The following is a 15,966-nucleotide window of genomic DNA, read 5'->3' on the forward strand; positions in this document are numbered from 1 at the left end:
ACCGATCGACTTCACCGCGGTGGCTGGCCTGCCTGTCCCCCGACCTCTGCAATCATCATGAGTCTGAACGGATCCGCATACATCGTGGGTGCCTACGAGCACCCGACCCGCAAGGCCGACGAGCTTTCGGTCGCACGCCTGCACGCCGACGTCGCCAAGGGGGCGCTGGCCGACGCCGGCTTGTCTGCCAGCGACATCGACGGCTACTTCTGCGCCGGCGACGCACCCGGCCTCGGCACTACCACCATGGTCGAGTACCTCGGCTTGAAAGTGCGCCACGTCGATTCCACCGAATGCGGTGGCTCAGCGCCGATCCTGCATGTGGCGCATGCCGCGGAGGCGATTGCCGCCGGCCGCTGCAACGTGGCGCTGATCACGCTGGCAGGGCGCCCGCGCGCGGCGGGCGCGGCGCTGGCCCTGAAGGCGCCGGATTCGGACGCACCCGACGTGGCATTCGAACTGCCGTTCGGTCCTGCCACCCAGAATCTGTATGGCATGGTGGCCCGGCGCCACATGCATGAGTTCGGCACCACCAGCGAGCAGCTGGCATGGATCAAGGTGGCAGCCTCCCACCACGCCCAGCACAACCCTGACGCCATGCTGCGCAATGTGGTGACGGTGGAGGACGTGGTCAACTCGCCGATGATCGCCGATCCGCTGCACCGCCTCGACTGTTGCGTGATGTCGGACGGCGGAGGCGCGCTGATCGTCGCGCGGCCGGAGATCGCCCGGCAGCTCAAGCGTCCGCTGGTGAAGATCAAGGGCACCGGCGAGGCGCCGAAGCACGCCAGGGGCGGCGACATCGACCTGACCTGGTCGGCGGCCGCCTGGGCCGGGCCGGCGGCTTTCGCCGAGGCGGGCGTCACGCCGGCCGACATCAAGTATGCGTCGCTGTACGACAGCTTCACCATCACGGTACTGATGCAACTAGAGGACCTCGGCTTCTGCAAGAAGGGCGAGGGCGGCAGGTTCGTCGCGGACGGTGGCCTGATCTCGGGCGTGGGACGGCTGCCCTTCAATACCGACGGCGGCGGGCTGTGCAACAACCATCCGGCCAACCGGGGTGGCGTCACCAAGGTGATCGAGGCCGTGCGGCAGTTGCGCGGCGAGGCGCACCCCGCGGTGCAGGTGAAGGACTGCGACCTGGCGCTGGCAAGTGGCATCGGTGGCGCGCTCGCATCGCGCCACACCGCCGCGACGCTGATTCTGGAGAGGATCTGAACATGACGAGCACGACGAACGCACAATCCGAAAAGTCCGCCAAGCCAGCCGCCCCGGGCGGCCCGCGCAGGATCCCCGCCCCGCGCACGCTGCCCGAGAGCCAGGCTTTCTGGGACGCGGCCGACGCCGGCCGCCTGCTGCTCAAGCATTGCCTGGATTGCGGCAAGCCGCACCACTACCCGCGCGACATCTGTCCGCACTGCCTGTCCGAGCGCACCGTATGGCAGGAGGCCAGCGGGTTCGGCACGGTCTACTCGTACAGCACGATGGGGCGCGCCGAGGCGGCATACACATTGGCCTTCGTCACGCTGGACGAGGGCGTGACCATGATGACCAACCTGGTCGACTGCGATCCGCGCGGGATCGCTATCGGCCAACGTGTGTGCGTGGTGTTCCGGCAGAGCGAGGGCGGGCACGCGGTACCGATGTTCGCGCCCGCCGGCGCTGCCTGAGGCCAGTGCCGGGCGCACGTAGCGGCCCGGCGCGGCGACAACGAAAGACGGAGTTACCCAATGCAGGACGACAACAGCGCTGCAGGAGAAGCAGGCCAGGCGGGCCAGGCAGGCCCGCGCCGAGGCGCGCTCTCGCGTTTCACCATCATCGACGCCTCGCGCGTGCGCGCCGGTCCCACCGCGATGCGTTTGTTCGCCGACATGGGCGCGCGCGTGATCAAGCTGGAGATCCCGCCCGGAGCGCCGGGTGGCGACGACATGATCGGCGGGCGCGACCACAATCGCGCTGACTACGAGAACCTGCACCGTAACAAGGAAAGCCTGACGCTGAACATGAAGACGGCAGCGGGGCGCGAGATTCTGCATGAGCTGGTCAAGCGCGCCGACGTTTTCATCGAGAATTTCCGCCCGGACGTCAAGGACCGCCTCGGCATCGGCCCCGACGCTTTGCGCGCGGTCAATCCTCGCCTGGTCTATGCCAGCATCTCCGGCTTCGGCCAAGACGGTCCCTGCGCACGCTGGCCCGGCTTCGACTCCATTGCCCAAGGCATGGGGGGGCTGATGAGCGTGACCGGCAAGCCTGGCGAGGGGCCGATGCGGGTGGGCATCCCCCTGGCTGACCTGTGCGCGGGGCACTTCTGCGCCATGGGCATCTTGACGGCATTGCTGGAGCGGGAGGCGTCGGGCGAAGGGCAGTGGGTGCAGACCTCGCTGCTGGAGGCACAGGTGGCAATGCTGGACTTCCAGGCGGCGCAATGGCTGGTCGACGGCAATGTACCGGAGCAGACCGGCAATGAGCACCCGCTGACCGTGCCTACCGGCGTGTTCGCCACCAGCGATGGATACCTGAATATCGCCGCCATCGGCCAGACCATGTGGCGGCGCCTGTGCGAAGCGCTTGGCGTGCCGCAGCTGGTGGCGGAGCCGGGCATGGGATCGGATCCCGAGCGGGTCAAGAACCGCGAGCGGGTCAACGCTGCCGTCGAGGCGGCGCTGCGGCAGCGCACCACCGCCGAGTGGACCGAACGGTTGCTCGCGGCCGGTGTTCCATGCGGTCCGATCCATCGCGTCGACCAGGTGTTCGCCGATCCGCAGGTGAGGCACCTGGGTATCGCCTGGCCGATGATGCATCCGGAACTAGGCGACATCTCGCTGGTGGGCCAGCCGATGCGGCTGTCGCGTTACCAGCGCGAAGCTCCGCCGCGCCCGGCGCCGCGGCAGGGCGAGCACACCGACGGCATTCTCACCGAGCTGGGCTACAGCGCCGAGCGCATCGCCGAGCTGCGCGCAGGCTTCATCGTTTGACTCCAAGGACATTGACATGGCAAGACTGGTCGCCGCATTCGGCTCGTCGCACAGCATCATGCTGGTATCCCAGCGCGAGGACTGGCAGCATGGCTTTCGCCAGGTAGACCCGAAGAACCCCCACTATTACGACAGCGAGGGCAACGCCACCACTTACGAAAAGCTGCTGGCCATCGCGCCACCGGACGCCGAGGCGATGGTGACGCCGGAACGCATGGGCGAGCGCTTCGACCAGGCGGAAGCCGCGATGGATACCTTGCGCGACCGCATTCACGCTGCGAGGCTGGACGTGCTGCTCGTGGTCGGCGATGACCAGACCGAATTGTTCCGCACTACCAACAACCCGGCCTTCGCCATCTACTACGGCGAGACCATCCGCAACGCGAAGCGCGAGGAGGGCTTGTCGGACGGTTGGTACAAGAAGGCGCGCATGGCGCGCCAGGAGCCGGATGCCGACCGCGAATATCCGGTGGCAGCCGGCATGGCGCGCTGGCTGATCCGCGAACTCTGCGACCGCGACTTCGACATTGCCGCCATGGACGGGCTCGAACGCGGGCAGTTCGAGGGCCACGCCTTCTCCTTCATTCACCGCCGCTACCTGCAGGGCATTGATCTGCCCGTGGTGCCGGTCATCGTCAACACCTTCGACCCGCCCAATCAGCCCACGCCGCGGCGATGTATCCAGCTCGGCGCCACGTTGCGCGAGTTGATCGCGGGCTATCCGGAAGACCTGCGCGTGGGGGTGCTGGCATCCGGCGGGTTGAGTCATTTTGTCGTCGACGAAGCGCTGGACGAGGGCATCATCGACGCCATCCGCCGCAAGGACACTGCCTACCTGGCCGCGCTCGACCCCAAGCAACTGCAGGCGGGCAGTTCGGAGATCCGCAACTGGCTGATTGCGGTCGAGGCAGTCAAGGACCTGGACCTCGAGTGGGTGTCTTACACGCCAGGCTACCGCAGCCCGGCCCTGACCGGCACCGGACTGTGCTTTGCCGCCTGGCGCACGCTCGATTGAGCGCCGGCCGCGCCAATCATCGAAAAGAACACGGAGAACACGGAGAACACATCATGACTCAATACGATTCCCACGTGCAGCGGCTGCGCCGGCTTGACTGCTGCGCGGTTTCCGATGCGCTCGACAAATTGCGCCTTCCCGGTGTGGTGACAGGGCTGCCGCAGCGCTCCGGCGCCGGACGCATCGCCGGACGCGCCGTTACCGTCAAGCTCGGCACCGGCGCGCCACCGGAAGGCCCGGCGCGCCATCTGGGTTGCACCGCGATCGAGGCGGCCGGTCCCGACAACGTGATCGTGGTCGAGCAGCGCAGCGGCGTCGAGGCCGGCAGCTGGGGTGGCTTACTGTCGCTGGGCGCCAAGGTGCGCGGCGTGGCTGGCGTGGTCGCCGACGGCCCGGTGCGCGATATCGACGAAGCCATCGGCTTCGACTTCCCGGTGTTCAGCCGCGGGTTGACGTCGCTGACGGCGCGTGGGCGCGTGGTCGAGAAAGGTACCAACGTGGCCGTCGAGGTAGGCCACGTGACGGTTCATGCCGGCGATTACGTGCTGGCGGACCGTAGCGCGGTGATCTTCATCTCGTCCCAGGACATCGAGCGCGTGCTCGAAACGGCGGAGGCCATCGTGCTCAAGGAAGCTGCAATGTCCAAGGCGATCCTGGCCGGGACGCCGATTGGCGAGGTCATGGGCGGCAACTACGAACACATGCTGCAGAGCTGAGGAGGAGCAGGACATCATGAGCCAGAAAGAAGACATCAACATTGAACGGGCCGGCAGGCTGGATACCGCCACACTGAGCGACGCGCTCGACAAGCTCGGGATCGCCGGGCAGTGCTACCGCATCCAGGCGCGCGGCGAAGGCTTCGCCATGGCGGGCCGCGCCTTTACGCTCCAGTACGGCCCGGCGGCCAATCCGCCCGGCACGGTGGGCGACTACATCGACGACGTGCCGCCCGGCAGCGTGCTGGTGCTGGACAACGGCGGGCGCGACAACGCCACCGTATGGGGTGACATCCTGACCGAGATCGCCCACCGCCGCGGCATCGCAGGCACGGTGATCGACGGTGTCTGCCGCGACGTGGCGCTGTGCCGCAAGCTGGGCTATCCGGTGTTCAGCAAAGGCCATTGGATGCGCACCGGTAAGGATCGCGTGCAGGTGGAAGCGACCAACGTCCCGGTCAACATCGGTGACGCGCGGGTGCAGCCCGGCGACATCGTGCGGGGTGATGCGGATGGCGTGGTGGTCATTCCACGTGAACACGAGGCCGCGGTGCTGGATACCGCCGAAGCGGTGGAGCGCGCCGAGGAATCGATCCGCGAGGCTGTGCGTGGTGGCATGCGCCTCGACGAGGCGCGCCGGCAGTTCCGTTATCACCAACTGCAGACCAAGGGAGCCTGAGCATGAAGGAACACGACGCCGCGTCCACCACGCGGACAGCATTCGAGCGGGTGGCGCCGGCGCTGGTGGAGGCGGCGCGTGCGCTGCCGACCGCCACGCTGCATGAGGCCGGCGGCAAGGCCGGGGCCCTGCCGAGTGCCATCAAGCCGGTGGCCCCGTCCTTCCGGCTGAGCGGCCCGGCCCTGACCGTGCACTCACCGGGCGGCGACAACCTGTGGCTGCACCGCGCGCTGGAGATCGCCCGGCCCGGCGATGTGCTGGTGGTACATGCCAGCGGCGTCTTCGAGCATGGTTACTGGGGCGAGATCATGACTACCGCCGCCAAGGTGAAAGGCCTCGGCGGCCTGGTCATCGACGGCTGCGTGCGCGATGGTGTGCTGCTCGAGGAAATCGGTTTTCCGGTGTTCGCGCGTGGCTTGTGCATCCGCGGGACCGGCAAGGACTATGGCGCCATCGGCTGGCTCAATGAGCCGGTGCTGATCGGCGATGTGAGCGTGGCCGCGGGCGACCTGGTGGTCGGCGATGCCGATGGCGTAGTCGTGCTGGCGCGCGAGCGTGCCGAGGCAGTGGTGGCGAAGGCGCGCCAGCGCGAACTGGACGAGGCGGCCATCCTCGCGCGCGTGCAGGCGGGTGAGTCGACCATGCAGATTTATGGCTTTCACTGATTCCACCGACGGCGGACAAAGATGACGACGGACTCTCCCCGCGGCCTGCCGCCGCAGCTCGACATCGATGGTGCGATCGCCACCATCACCCTGCGCCGACCTGATGTGGCCAACCGCCTCGAACTGTCGGATCTCGAACAGCTGCGCCAGCAGCTCGCTGAGGTCGATGCCGCGCCTGGCGTGCTGGTGCTGCGATTGCGCGGCACGGGACGCCATTTCTGCAGCGGCTTCAATATCGGGGAGGTCGGCGGCAGCGAGGCCGGTGCGCGCTTCGAGGCGCTCGCTGCGGCGCTGGAGGCGGCCCGCCCTGTGACGATTGCCATACTCAACGGCGGTGTCTACGGCGGGGCGACCGATCTCGCGCTGGCCTGCGATTTCCGCCTCGGAGCACCAGGCTGCGAGATGTTTGTGCCGGCGGCTCGGCTCGGCCTGCTGTTCTACCGTGGGGGGCTCGAGCGCTATGTGTCCCGCCTGGGGCTTGGCATGGCCAAGCGAGTGCTGCTCGCCGCCGACAAGCTCGACGCGCAGCAGATGCTGGACTGCGGCTTCCTCGACAAGCTCCTGCCCGATAGCGCGGCGCTGGAAGCCGAGGCCGGGCGCCTTGGCGGGGAACTGGCCGGCATGGCACCGCTGGCGTTGCTGGGCATGAAAAAACACTTGAATCGCATCGCGGCCGGCCAGCTCGATGCGGGGGACATCGCACGGGATATCGCGCTGGCGGACGCCTCGGAGGATCTGGCCGAGGGCGCGCAGGCTTGGCGGGAAAGGCGCGCGCCGCGTTTTCACGGCCGCTGAAACCGATGGCGGGAGATTGGATATGAATCGGGAAGGTATCGGCCAGGACGGCTATTTCAAGCGATTGCAGCGCGGCGATGCGGCACCGCCGCCCGTGGCGACGCTGCTGGGCGGGAAGATCGGGACGGTGGATCTGGAGGCGGGCGCGCTCACCTCCGCCTACCAGGCGACGGAATCCTTCCTCAACCCGGCAGGCCAGGTTCAGGGGGGCATGCTGAGCGCCATGCTGGACGACGTGACGGCGATGCTGGTGACCGCCACGCTCGGGGAAGGCGAGGCCTGCGCCACCCTGAACCTGAACGTGACCTTCTTGCGCGCGGCGCAGGCGGGGCCTCTGCAGGGGCGTGCCACACTTGTACGCCGCGGCAGGGATATCTGTAACGTCGCCGGCGAGTTGCTGCAGGAGGGCCGCGTGGTGGCGTCGGCCGTCGCGACCTGCATGATCGTGCGCGGCGGCGATAGCCGTCGCGCGGCAGCGGCGTGAACGGTCGTCAAGAGCCTACGCCCGCCGGGGCGCGGGCCCACGTGCGCCGGGACGTGCGCAACACGACGCGCCGTGCGCTGTTGGCCGCGCGGAAGCTTGCCGCCTCCGCGCCGGTGACTGATGCGGCGGCGCTGTCGGGCTTGTTCGATGCCTGGATGGCGGCGGCCGACGGGCGGGGCCGACTGGTTTGCATGGCGTCGGCGGTGGAACTCGGCCTGCCCGTGGTGCGCTATCTGGCACCGTGCCGGCAGGCGGTCGCTGACGTGGATGACACGGCGCTACGGGCGCTGTTCTGGGCTGCCTGCCGGCGCTTGCAGGATACTTTGCAGGCCGCCGGGTGAGCGAAGCAACGCGCGTGGGTGGCAAGAGTGGTTCCGTCGGCAACGGCAGCAGACCGGCGCCTGGCGTTGGAAGAATGCAAGGAGACAAGGAAATGAAAGAACTGGCCGGGGTGGTGGCGGGTACAAGATCGTCGAAGCGCGGCCTGTACTCCACGTGGTTTCTGTTGCTGCTGACCCTCATCTATGCGTCGAGCTTCGTCGACCGCATCTTCCTGTCGGTGGTAGGGCAGGCCGTCAAGCTGGAGATGAACCTGTCGGATGCCGAGTTGGGCGTGCTCGGCGGGCTGGCGTTCTCGGTCTTCTACTCAGCATTGGGCATTCCCATGGCGCGCCTCGCCGAGCGCTACAGCCGCGTCATGCTCATTTCCCTCTCGATCGCGGCCTGGTCGGCCATGACCGCCCTGTGCGGCACCGCCGGGGGGTTCTGGCACTTGCTCGTTTACCGGCTGGGGGTCGGCATCGGCGAGGCCGGCAGCACCCCGACCGCTCATGCGCTGATTGCCGACCAGTTCCCAGAGGGGAGACGGGCGACGGCGCTGGCTTTGTACGCCTTCGGTCCGCCTATCGGTGTTCTGGCAGGGGCGATAGGCGGTGGTTGGGCGGCGCAGCACTTCGGCTGGCGCCACGCTTTTTTCGCCGTAGGCCTGCCGGGGATCGCGCTCGCCGTCCTCGCCTGGTTGACGCTGCGTGAACCTCGGCATGCGCAGGTCGACGCCGCACCACCCACTGCAGTTCCTCCGTTGCGCAGCGTGGTCCATCTGTTGATGTCGAGCCGCACCTTCGTGCAGATGCTGCTCGGCACCGTGATCGGCGCATTTGCGCAATATGGCATCAACCTGTTCCTGCCGGTCTATCTCGCTCGTGTCTACGGCATGGGGCTGGCTCAGGCCGGCATGGTATTCGGTCTGATCGTCGGGGTCGGCGGTATTGCTGGCAATGCGCTGGGCGGATATCTCTCCGATGCGCTGGGCGCGCGCGACAAGCGATGGTATGCCTGGGTACCGGCCATCGGGACGCTGCTCGGATTCCCCTTGGCCGCGATGGCGTTCACCCTGTCCGACTGGCGTCTGGCGGTGCCCCTGCTGCTGGGCTGCACCATCATGTTGAACGTGTGGAACGGGCCGACCTTCTCGATCGTGCAGGGGCTGGTGACGCCGCGTATGCGCGCGACCGCATCGGCCTTCGTGTTCCTGTTGATGAACCTGGTCGGGCAAGGCCTGGGCCCGACCACCGTCGGACTGCTGAGCGACCGCTTTGCCGCCAGCCTGGTCAAGGGAGGGGGCTACCAGGCCACTTGCCACGCCAGTGCGGCCGGGGCACAGGGACACGCTGCGGCGGGGGCGGTGTCTCAGGCTTGCACACAGGCTGCTGCCAGCGGCCTGCGCTACGCCTTGCTGCTTATGAGCGTCGTCCTTGTCTGGTCCGCATGGCACTACTTTTCAGCGGCGCGCCACATCGATCGCCGCTGAACGCCGCACCCGCCGGACCGGCAGTTCGGCGCGGTCCCGCAAGCGCTCGGCGATGCGCTCCCGCTCCCGTGTGGCCGTTCCGGGAAACTCAGCGAACGGCTTACGCTTCGACCACGGGGTTGGCCGGCTTGCGCCCGCGCCGGGCGCGCGGGCGCTCCGCAGCGGCAGTCGTCGTGGCTGCTGCCATGCCCGATGCTGTCTCCCCCTCCAGGTAGCTGGAGGGGAGCATCGAGAGGAACTCCGAGAAGCCCGTGGTGCCAATGGGGGCGTGATGCAGCATGGCTTCCTGCGCCGCGGCTTCGTCGCCGCGCAGAATGGCGTCGACCAGCGTCTGGTGCTCGCCCAGCACGCGCTGGCGCTGTGCCTGGGAGCCGAAGATCTTGGGCCGGTAGCGCTGCATTAGCCGCCGCATGCTCTTGATCTGTTCCGACAGGTATTCGTTGCGGCTGGCGTCGTAAATCAACTCGTGAAATGCCGCGTTGGCCTTGCCGAACTGCTTGCCGTCGTCCGCTGCGGACGCTTGCTCACACGACCGGGCCAGCGCCTGGAGTTCGGCGCGCTGGGAGTCATCCATCCGACGGGCCGCGAACTTGGCCGCGATGGCCTCGAGTTCGGCAAGGAGCTCCAGGGTTTCGCGCAATTGGGGGATGGAGAGGCGAGAGACGAATACTCCGACTCGCGGAGCAATCCTGACAAGATTCTGGACAGCCAGTTGCTGCAGCGCCTCCCGGACCGGGGTCCGCGACACGCTGAATCGTTCTGCCAGCGTGCGCTCGTCCAGAAGCGCGCCGGGCGGGAAGGCCCCGCTCTCGATCTCGGCCTGAATAGTGCTCTTGATTTCACTTGCCATGCTCGGCTTTTTCGACAAGGTCATTGAGTGCTATGCCAGTGATGTCGTTGATGGGCATTTCGCCGTATGCACGGCCGGGTTCGAGTATACCAAATCAATCTTTTGGCATTCACCGCCAGGCAGGATGGCGCGGTGAGCGGCGCAGATCCGCTACCCTGACGGCCCATGTGGCGTATTGCCTCGGATTGCGCGCACGCCCGGCCCGGGCCGCCCCGGGCGGTCTCCCAGGCAGGCTTTGCTGGCGGCGGAAGCGGTTCGATCGGTGCCCACCATCCGTCGTCGGTGATCGGCTTGCCCATCCCCTCTGTCCTGTTCTCACAACGGATGAGGTTAACAGGTCCGCAGGCCCGCAGGCCCGCCTTGCAGGTTCGCCTTGAGTACCCAGCAACTCTTTTTGAAACGGCTTCCTGGTTCTCCACGAATTCAAGACTCAGGACACTAGCGCCCTGTATCGCGATGTCGTCGACATGCGTCGATCAGGTAGGCGCGCGGCGCGCGCCTTGGCTACAATGGCGACCCGTCGCGGCGCAGGGGCGGAGGCCGGCGCGGCCGCTGCACCGGATTGGCGCATGACGGCATGTCCGGTGCGCTCCGGGCGCGCCCGCCGACCGCGGACAGCCGCGCACCGCCATTGGCCGGCGCTCGGCCATGCCCGCCTCTCACTCCGAACCCGCCTGCAGGCGCGATCCCATGGAAAGCATCGTCATCGAGATCTTCTACCGCCTGTCGACGGCATTCTTCTGGCCGGTGGCGGTGGCGCTGCTGGTGTTGTTCGCGCTGTCGCTGGCCGACCTCGGCGCGCTGCTGGTGCAGGCGCGGCGGCGCGCGCACACCGCCGCCACCGACCTGCCGGCGGTGGCGAACGCGCTGGCGGCGCGCTTGCCGGCGCCCGGCAGCGGCCGCTCGGCCAGCCTCGACGACGTCGCGCTGTCTCCCTCGCTGGCACGCTTCTGGGCCCTGCTGCAGCAACGGCTGGCCCAGCTCGATTCGCACGAGCACCTCGACCTGTGGCTGGACGAGACGCTGCAGCGCGAGGAGATCCGCATCGCCAACCGCCTCGACCTGTCGCGCACCCTGGTGCGCATCGCGCCCATGCTGGGGCTGGCCGGCACCATCATCCCGCTCGGGCCGGCGCTGCAGTCGCTGCTGTCGGGCGACATGGGCAGCATGGTCAGCCATCTGGTGGTCGGCTTCGGCGCCGTCGTGTGCGGGCTGGTGCTGGGTGGCATCGCCTACGTGCTGACGCTGACGCGCGAGCGCTGGGCACGCGCCGACCTGAAGGAGATGGAGAACCTCAGCGAACTGGTGCTGCGGGCCCTGCCGGCCGGCGCGGGGGCGGCCGCCTGATGGCGCGGCCGCTGCAACGCCGCTTCGTGCGGCGCCGCCGCGTGCTGGGCGAGCTGACTTCCATCCACCGCGAGGATCCGCTGGCCGGCGTCGCCAACCTGTTCGACGCCTCCATCGTCTTTGCCGTGGGCCTGATGGTGGCGCTGATGCAGGCCTTCAGCCTCGCCCAGCTGTTCAACCCCGAGGCGCAGTTCACCCTGGTCCAGCGCGACCCCCGCACCGGCGAACTGCATTTGACCGAGAAGAACCGCAAGGAGATCAAGGTCAGCCGCATCACGCCCGAGCAGAAGGCGGGCGAGGGCACGCGGCTGGGCGTGGCGTACCGCCTGCCCGACGGCAGCGTGGTGTACGTGCCCGAGGCCGGCGCTTCGCCTGCCGCCGCCGCCTCTGCCGCCGCCGCGCCGCTGCAGGCGGCACCTGCCGGCCCGCGCTGAACCGTGCCGCAGGGGCTTCCTCCATACCGCCATCCTGCGGCCGGCCCGGGCCGGTGGCTGGCATGGCTGGCCTGCCTGCTCTGGCTGGCGTGGCTGCCCGCCGCCTTCGCGGCGCCGGTGCGCGTGCTGGTGGTGACACCGAACACTCACCTGCTGCCCGCCGCCCTGGCGGCCTTCCAGCGCGCCCATGGCGGGCAGGTGGCCAGCCTTGACTTCACTACCGAGGCACCGGACGCGGCCCGCCTGCAGGCGGCCGACGTGGTCTACACCTATTACGCGCCGGTCGACGTGCTGCGCCGCATGGCGGACGGCGTGCGGCGCGCGCGCCAGCGTGGCGCGCTGGTGCTGGCGGCGCCGGCGCAGAGCGCGCAGGCCGCCTGGGGCATCGAACTGGACAGCGCCGCCGGCACGGCCGCGCAGGCGTACTGGGAGGCCGGCGGCAGCGACAACCTGGCGGGCTTCCTGGCTTATGTGGCGGCCGCGCGCCAGCCGCCGGGCGCGGCAGCCGCGCTGGTGGTGCCGCCGGTGCGGCCGGCGCCGGCGGCGGGTATCTATCACCCGCGCGCACCGGGACCGTTCGACAGCCTCGATGCCTACCTGCGCTGGTACCGCCAGGCGGGTCCGGGGCCGGGCGCGCCGCTGGTGGGCATCGCCTTCTATGCCACCAACTTCCGCCAGGGCGACCTGGCCCAGATCGACACCCTGGTCGACGCGCTCGAACGCGCCGGCATCGGCGCCGTGCCGGTGTTCGGCTGGCCGCTGTCCAGCCTCGACCGCTGGCTCGCGCAGGACGGCCGCACGCCGCTGCGCCTGCTGCTGGCGCTCAACCTGACCATCAGCCGCGACCCGGACAAGGCCTGGCTGGAGCGCCAGGGCCTGCACACGCTCAACCTGATCGCCACGCGCGACAGCCGGGCGGCCTGGCAGGCCGACGTGCGCGGCATCGCCGGCGAACGCTTGCCGATGCTGCTGAATACGCCGGAGCGCAACGGCGCCAGCGAACCCATCCTGTTCTCCACCCAGGAGGAGGTGGGCGGGGCCCGCGCCAGCGCCGCCGTGCCCGAGCGCGTCGACGCGGCGGTGGCGCGCGTGCGGCGCTGGCTGGCGCTGCAGGACAAGCCCGCGGCGGACAAGCACATCGCCATCCTGTACTACAACAACCCGCCCGGGCGCGGCAATATCGGCGCCAGTTACCTGGCCACGCTGCCTTCCCTGCGCGCCATCCTGCAACGCCTGCACGAGGCCGGCTACGACAGTGGCGACAACCTGCCGGACACGGCGACGCTGACCGCGCTGCTGGAGGCGAGCGGGCGCAATGTCGAGACGTGGTCGCCCGGCGAGCTGGCGCGCATGCAGGGGCAGGGCCGGCTCACGGTGCTGCCGCTGGCACAGTACCGCGCCTGGTTCGCGCAACTGCCGCCGGCCTTCCGCGCCGCGGTGCTGCGCGCCTGGGGGCCGCCCGAACGCAACCCGCTGATGCTGGCGGACGACGGGCGGGGCGGGCTGGGCTTCGTCATCCCGGGGGTGCGCTTCGGCAAGCTTTTCCTCGGCCCGCAGCCGCTGCGCTCCACCTTCGAACGGGCGATGGACACCACCCACGATACGGTGACGCCGCCGCCGCACTCCTATATCGCCGCCTATCTCTGGTACCGCCATGCCTTCGGTGCGGATGCGATGGTGCACGTGGGCCGCCACGGCACGCTGGAGTGGCTGCCGGGCAAGCAGGTGGCGCAGGCGGGCGATGACAGCGCGGAAGTGCTGCTGGGCGACCTGCCCAATGCCTACTACTACATCCAGGATGGCGGTGGCGAGGCGATCCAGGCCAAGCGGCGCGGCGCGGCGGTGCTGGTGAGCCACCTGGCGCCGTTGCTGGCCCGCGCCGGCTGGCCTGCGGCGCTGGCCGGGCTGGACCAGGCCATCGAGCAGGAGGAGGCGACCCGCGAGACCTCGCCGGAGCTGGCGCGGGTGTACCGCGAGCAGGCGCTGGCGCAGGTGCGCGCGCTCGGGCTCGAGCGCCAGCTCGGACTCGGCAGCGAGGCGCCCTGGGAGGAGATCGAGCCCGCCGTCCATGCCTTCCTGCACCGTGTCGAGGCGGAGCCGATTCCGCTCGGCATCCACGCGCTCGGCGAGCTGCCGGACGAGGCCGCGCAGCGCGATGGACTGGCCACCATGCTGGCCGGACGCTTCAGCAGCCAGGAAGCCGAGGCCATCGGGCCGTCCGCCTTCGCGCGCTGGGCGGCCGACCTGGTGGCCGGGCGCGAGCCGGCGGCACCGGCCGAGGCAGTGCCGCCGCCGCTGGAAGCCAAGGCCGCCGAGGCCTTGGCGGCGGGCCGGCAGTGGCTGGCCGCGCTGCGCGCTTCGCCGCGCGACGAACTCGACGGGCTGGTCACGGTGCTGTCGGGACGCTACCTGCCCAGCGCGCCGCTGGGCGATCCGGTGCGCACGCCGCAGAGCCTGCCGAGCGGGCGCAACCTGCACGCCTTCGATGGCGCCCTGATTCCCACCCCCGCCGCGTGGGAACTGGGCAAGACGCTGGCGGGGCAGACCCTGGGGCGCTACCAGCGCGAACATGGCAGGCTGCCGGAGTCGGTCTCGATGGTGCTGTGGTACGGCGAGACCGAGCGCCACCAGGGCGCGCTGGAAAGCGAGGCGCTCTACCTGATGGGAGTGGAGCCGGTGTGGAATGCGCGCGGCGTGGTCGACGACGTGCGCCTGATCCCCGACGCCGAACTGGGGCGGCCGCGCGTCAACGTGCTGTTCACCATCTCCGGCATCTACCGCGACGGCTTCGGCGACAAGGTCGCCCTGCTCGACAAGGCGGCGCGCCTGGCCGCCGCCGCCGGCGACAACGCGCTGAGCCGGCACGACCGGGCCGTGACGGCCGCTCTGCTTGCCGCCGGCACCGAGGCCGGCCTGGCCGGCAGCCTGGCGCGCGCGCGGGTGTTCGCCGCCAAGCCCGGCAACTATGCCATCGGCGTGTCGCAGATGGTGGAGCAGAGCCGCGACACCGAGGCGCCCGATGCGGTGGCGGCGCAGTACCTGCGCTACATGAACTTCGCCTATTCGGCCGAGGGCTGGGGCACCAGCGCGCCGCAGGCGCTGGCCAGCCACCTCAAGGACAACCAGGCGGTGCTGTTTTCGCGCGCCAGCACCTTGTACGGCGCGCTCGACAACGACGACACCTACCAGTACGCGGGCGGGCTGGCAGCCGCCACCCGCGCCGCCGGCGGGCAGGCGCCGGCCTTCTGGCTGCACAACCTGCGCACGGCCGGCGAGGCGCGCACCCTCGATGCCCGCGCCTGGCTGGCCACCGAGCTGAACGCGCGCAACTGGAACCCGAAGTGGATCGCCGCCATGCAGGCCTCCGGCTATGCCGGCGCGCGCGAGATGTTCAAGGAGATCGAGCACCTGTACGGCTTCCAGGCGGCCACGCCGGAACAGATGTCGGGCCAGTTCTGGCAGCGCACCTATGACGTCTACGTGGCCGACAGCGAAGGCCTGGGCATGGAGGCCTTCTTCCGCGCCAGCAATCCGCACGCCCAGCAGTGGATCCTGTCGCGGCTGCTGGAAGTCGACCGCCAGGGCAGCTACCGCTTCAGCGCGGCGCAGCGCGCCGACATGGTGCGCCGCTATGTGGCATCGGTGGCGCGCGACGGGCTCTCGTGCTCGGCCAACACCTGCGGCAATCCGGCGCTGATGCGCTACATCGAGGGGCTCGGGCGCGCGGCGGACACCGATGCGCAGGCCATGCGCCGCTTTGCCGGTGCGCTGGCGCAGGCGACCGCGGCGGGACCTGCCGCCGCGCCCGCGGGCACCGGGGCGGCGCGGGGCGGGCAGGCCGTGCCGGCGCGGCAGGCGAGGGACACACGGCAGGCGCTGCGCCGGCAGTCCGCCGCGCCGCCGCGCTCCGCGGCGAAGGCGGCCGATCCGCCGCGGCCGGCCGCGCGCGGCACGCCGGTGCGCGGGCAGGTGATGGAGACGCGCGTGCTGCGGCTCGACGCGCCGGCCCGGCCTGTGGCCGGCGGCGCGGCAGGCGCGCTCGGCGTCGGCGCGCTGATGCTGCTGGCGATCGGCGCCGGGGCCCTGGCCGAGTGGCGGCGCGGCCGGCGCCGGCGCCCGTGAGCGGCGCGCCGCCGCGCCCATGCCGCAGGCGGGGTGGACAGTCCGCGGCGATGTCATTATTCTGGTCGCCT

The 15,966-nt window shown here is 69.8% G+C and carries 15 protein-coding genes; 14 read left to right on the forward strand and 1 reads right to left on the reverse strand.

Annotated features, from left to right (window positions below; translation table 11 throughout):
• Positions 1–57 precede the first annotated feature (57 nt).
• The 11 genes from BKK80_RS26580 (at position 58) to BKK80_RS26630 (ending at position 9,142) form a co-directional block, all read left to right on the forward strand.
• Positions 58–1,221 carry a thiolase domain-containing protein gene (locus BKK80_RS26580; protein ID WP_071020446.1) on the forward strand — a complete coding sequence of 388 codons (1,164 nt, stop codon included), beginning with the start codon at positions 58–60 and terminating at the stop codon, positions 1,219–1,221.
• 2 nt (positions 1,222–1,223) lie between these two features.
• On the forward strand, positions 1,224–1,673 hold the full coding sequence (locus BKK80_RS26585; RefSeq protein ID WP_071071950.1) for a Zn-ribbon domain-containing OB-fold protein: 450 nt from the start codon (positions 1,224–1,226) through the stop codon (positions 1,671–1,673).
• 60 nt (positions 1,674–1,733) lie between these two features.
• Complete coding sequence (locus BKK80_RS26590; RefSeq protein WP_071020441.1) at positions 1,734–2,978, forward strand: CaiB/BaiF CoA transferase family protein; 1,245 nt, start codon at positions 1,734–1,736, stop codon at positions 2,976–2,978.
• A gap of 16 nt (positions 2,979–2,994) precedes the next feature.
• Positions 2,995–3,993 carry a DODA-type extradiol aromatic ring-opening family dioxygenase gene (locus BKK80_RS26595; protein ID WP_071020438.1) on the forward strand — a complete coding sequence of 333 codons (999 nt, stop codon included), beginning with the start codon at positions 2,995–2,997 and terminating at the stop codon, positions 3,991–3,993.
• A gap of 53 nt (positions 3,994–4,046) precedes the next feature.
• Positions 4,047–4,709, forward strand: a complete 663-nt coding sequence (locus BKK80_RS26600; RefSeq protein ID WP_071020437.1) for an RraA family protein — start codon at positions 4,047–4,049, stop codon at positions 4,707–4,709.
• 16 nt (positions 4,710–4,725) lie between these two features.
• Positions 4,726–5,388, forward strand: a complete 663-nt coding sequence (locus tag BKK80_RS26605; RefSeq protein ID WP_071071952.1) for an RraA family protein — start codon at positions 4,726–4,728, stop codon at positions 5,386–5,388.
• A gap of 2 nt (positions 5,389–5,390) precedes the next feature.
• Complete coding sequence (locus BKK80_RS26610; RefSeq protein ID WP_071039904.1) at positions 5,391–6,053, forward strand: RraA family protein; 663 nt, start codon at positions 5,391–5,393, stop codon at positions 6,051–6,053.
• A gap of 21 nt (positions 6,054–6,074) precedes the next feature.
• Positions 6,075–6,848, forward strand: coding sequence for an enoyl-CoA hydratase/isomerase family protein (locus tag BKK80_RS26615; RefSeq protein ID WP_071020428.1), 774 nt, complete (start codon positions 6,075–6,077; stop codon positions 6,846–6,848).
• 22 nt (positions 6,849–6,870) lie between these two features.
• On the forward strand, positions 6,871–7,332 hold the full coding sequence (locus tag BKK80_RS26620; RefSeq protein WP_071071954.1) for a PaaI family thioesterase: 462 nt from the start codon (positions 6,871–6,873) through the stop codon (positions 7,330–7,332).
• 53 nt (positions 7,333–7,385) lie between these two features.
• The gene (locus BKK80_RS26625) at positions 7,386–7,673 is read left to right on the forward strand and encodes a hypothetical protein (protein ID WP_156811492.1); all 288 of its coding nucleotides are present in this window, start codon (positions 7,386–7,388) and stop codon (positions 7,671–7,673) included.
• A 92-nt stretch (positions 7,674–7,765) separates the two neighbouring features.
• Positions 7,766–9,142 (forward strand): spinster family MFS transporter, encoded by a 1,377-nt coding sequence (locus BKK80_RS26630; protein WP_084545771.1) that lies wholly within the window; start codon positions 7,766–7,768, stop codon positions 9,140–9,142.
• A 100-nt stretch (positions 9,143–9,242) separates the two neighbouring features.
• Here the strand turns inward: BKK80_RS26630 and BKK80_RS26635 are convergent, their stop codons facing one another.
• Positions 9,243–10,016: a GntR family transcriptional regulator gene (locus tag BKK80_RS26635; protein WP_071020420.1), complete on the reverse strand. Its 774-nt coding sequence runs from the start codon at positions 10,014–10,016 to the stop codon at positions 9,243–9,245.
• Between the two features lie 666 nt (positions 10,017–10,682).
• On the opposite strand from BKK80_RS26635, the gene BKK80_RS26640 reads away from it, so the two are divergent.
• From BKK80_RS26640 to BKK80_RS26650, 3 genes are read left to right on the forward strand one after another with little or no spacing between them, the layout of a single operon-like run.
• Positions 10,683–11,339, forward strand: a complete 657-nt coding sequence (locus tag BKK80_RS26640) for a MotA/TolQ/ExbB proton channel family protein (RefSeq protein WP_071020417.1) — start codon at positions 10,683–10,685, stop codon at positions 11,337–11,339.
• A complete protein-coding gene (locus BKK80_RS26645) occupies positions 11,339–11,773 on the forward strand; it encodes a DUF2149 domain-containing protein (RefSeq protein ID WP_084545772.1) in 435 nt (144 codons plus the stop codon). The genes BKK80_RS26640 and BKK80_RS26645 overlap by 1 nt, the downstream gene beginning before the upstream one ends.
• A gap of 3 nt (positions 11,774–11,776) precedes the next feature.
• A complete protein-coding gene (locus tag BKK80_RS26650) occupies positions 11,777–15,895 on the forward strand; it encodes a cobaltochelatase subunit CobN (RefSeq protein WP_071071959.1) in 4,119 nt (1,372 codons plus the stop codon).
• Positions 15,896–15,966 lie beyond the last annotated feature (71 nt).

This window comes from Cupriavidus malaysiensis (assembly GCF_001854325.1).
GTDB lineage: Bacteria > Pseudomonadota > Gammaproteobacteria > Burkholderiales > Burkholderiaceae > Cupriavidus > Cupriavidus malaysiensis.

What these genes read in the sequence shown, in the direction of transcription:
- BKK80_RS26580 (WP_071020446.1), top strand. Translation starts at nt 58, where the DNA reads ATGAGTCTGAACGGATCCGCATACATCGTGGGTGCCTACGAGCACCCG.
- BKK80_RS26585 (WP_071071950.1), top strand. Translation starts at nt 1,224, where the DNA reads ATGACGAGCACGACGAACGCACAATCCGAAAAGTCCGCCAAGCCAGCC.
- BKK80_RS26590 (WP_071020441.1), top strand. Translation starts at nt 1,734, where the DNA reads ATGCAGGACGACAACAGCGCTGCAGGAGAAGCAGGCCAGGCGGGCCAG.
- BKK80_RS26595 (WP_071020438.1), top strand. Translation starts at nt 2,995, where the DNA reads ATGGCAAGACTGGTCGCCGCATTCGGCTCGTCGCACAGCATCATGCTG.
- BKK80_RS26600 (WP_071020437.1), top strand. Translation starts at nt 4,047, where the DNA reads ATGACTCAATACGATTCCCACGTGCAGCGGCTGCGCCGGCTTGACTGC.
- BKK80_RS26605 (WP_071071952.1), top strand. Translation starts at nt 4,726, where the DNA reads ATGAGCCAGAAAGAAGACATCAACATTGAACGGGCCGGCAGGCTGGAT.
- BKK80_RS26610 (WP_071039904.1), top strand. Translation starts at nt 5,391, where the DNA reads ATGAAGGAACACGACGCCGCGTCCACCACGCGGACAGCATTCGAGCGG.
- BKK80_RS26615 (WP_071020428.1), top strand. Translation starts at nt 6,075, where the DNA reads ATGACGACGGACTCTCCCCGCGGCCTGCCGCCGCAGCTCGACATCGAT.
- BKK80_RS26620 (WP_071071954.1), top strand. Translation starts at nt 6,871, where the DNA reads ATGAATCGGGAAGGTATCGGCCAGGACGGCTATTTCAAGCGATTGCAG.
- BKK80_RS26630 (WP_084545771.1), top strand. Translation starts at nt 7,766, where the DNA reads ATGAAAGAACTGGCCGGGGTGGTGGCGGGTACAAGATCGTCGAAGCGC.
- BKK80_RS26635 (WP_071020420.1), bottom strand. Translation starts at nt 10,016, where the DNA reads ATGACCTTGTCGAAAAAGCCGAGCATGGCAAGTGAAATCAAGAGCACT.
- BKK80_RS26640 (WP_071020417.1), top strand. Translation starts at nt 10,683, where the DNA reads ATGGAAAGCATCGTCATCGAGATCTTCTACCGCCTGTCGACGGCATTC.
- BKK80_RS26645 (WP_084545772.1), top strand. Translation starts at nt 11,339, where the DNA reads ATGGCGCGGCCGCTGCAACGCCGCTTCGTGCGGCGCCGCCGCGTGCTG.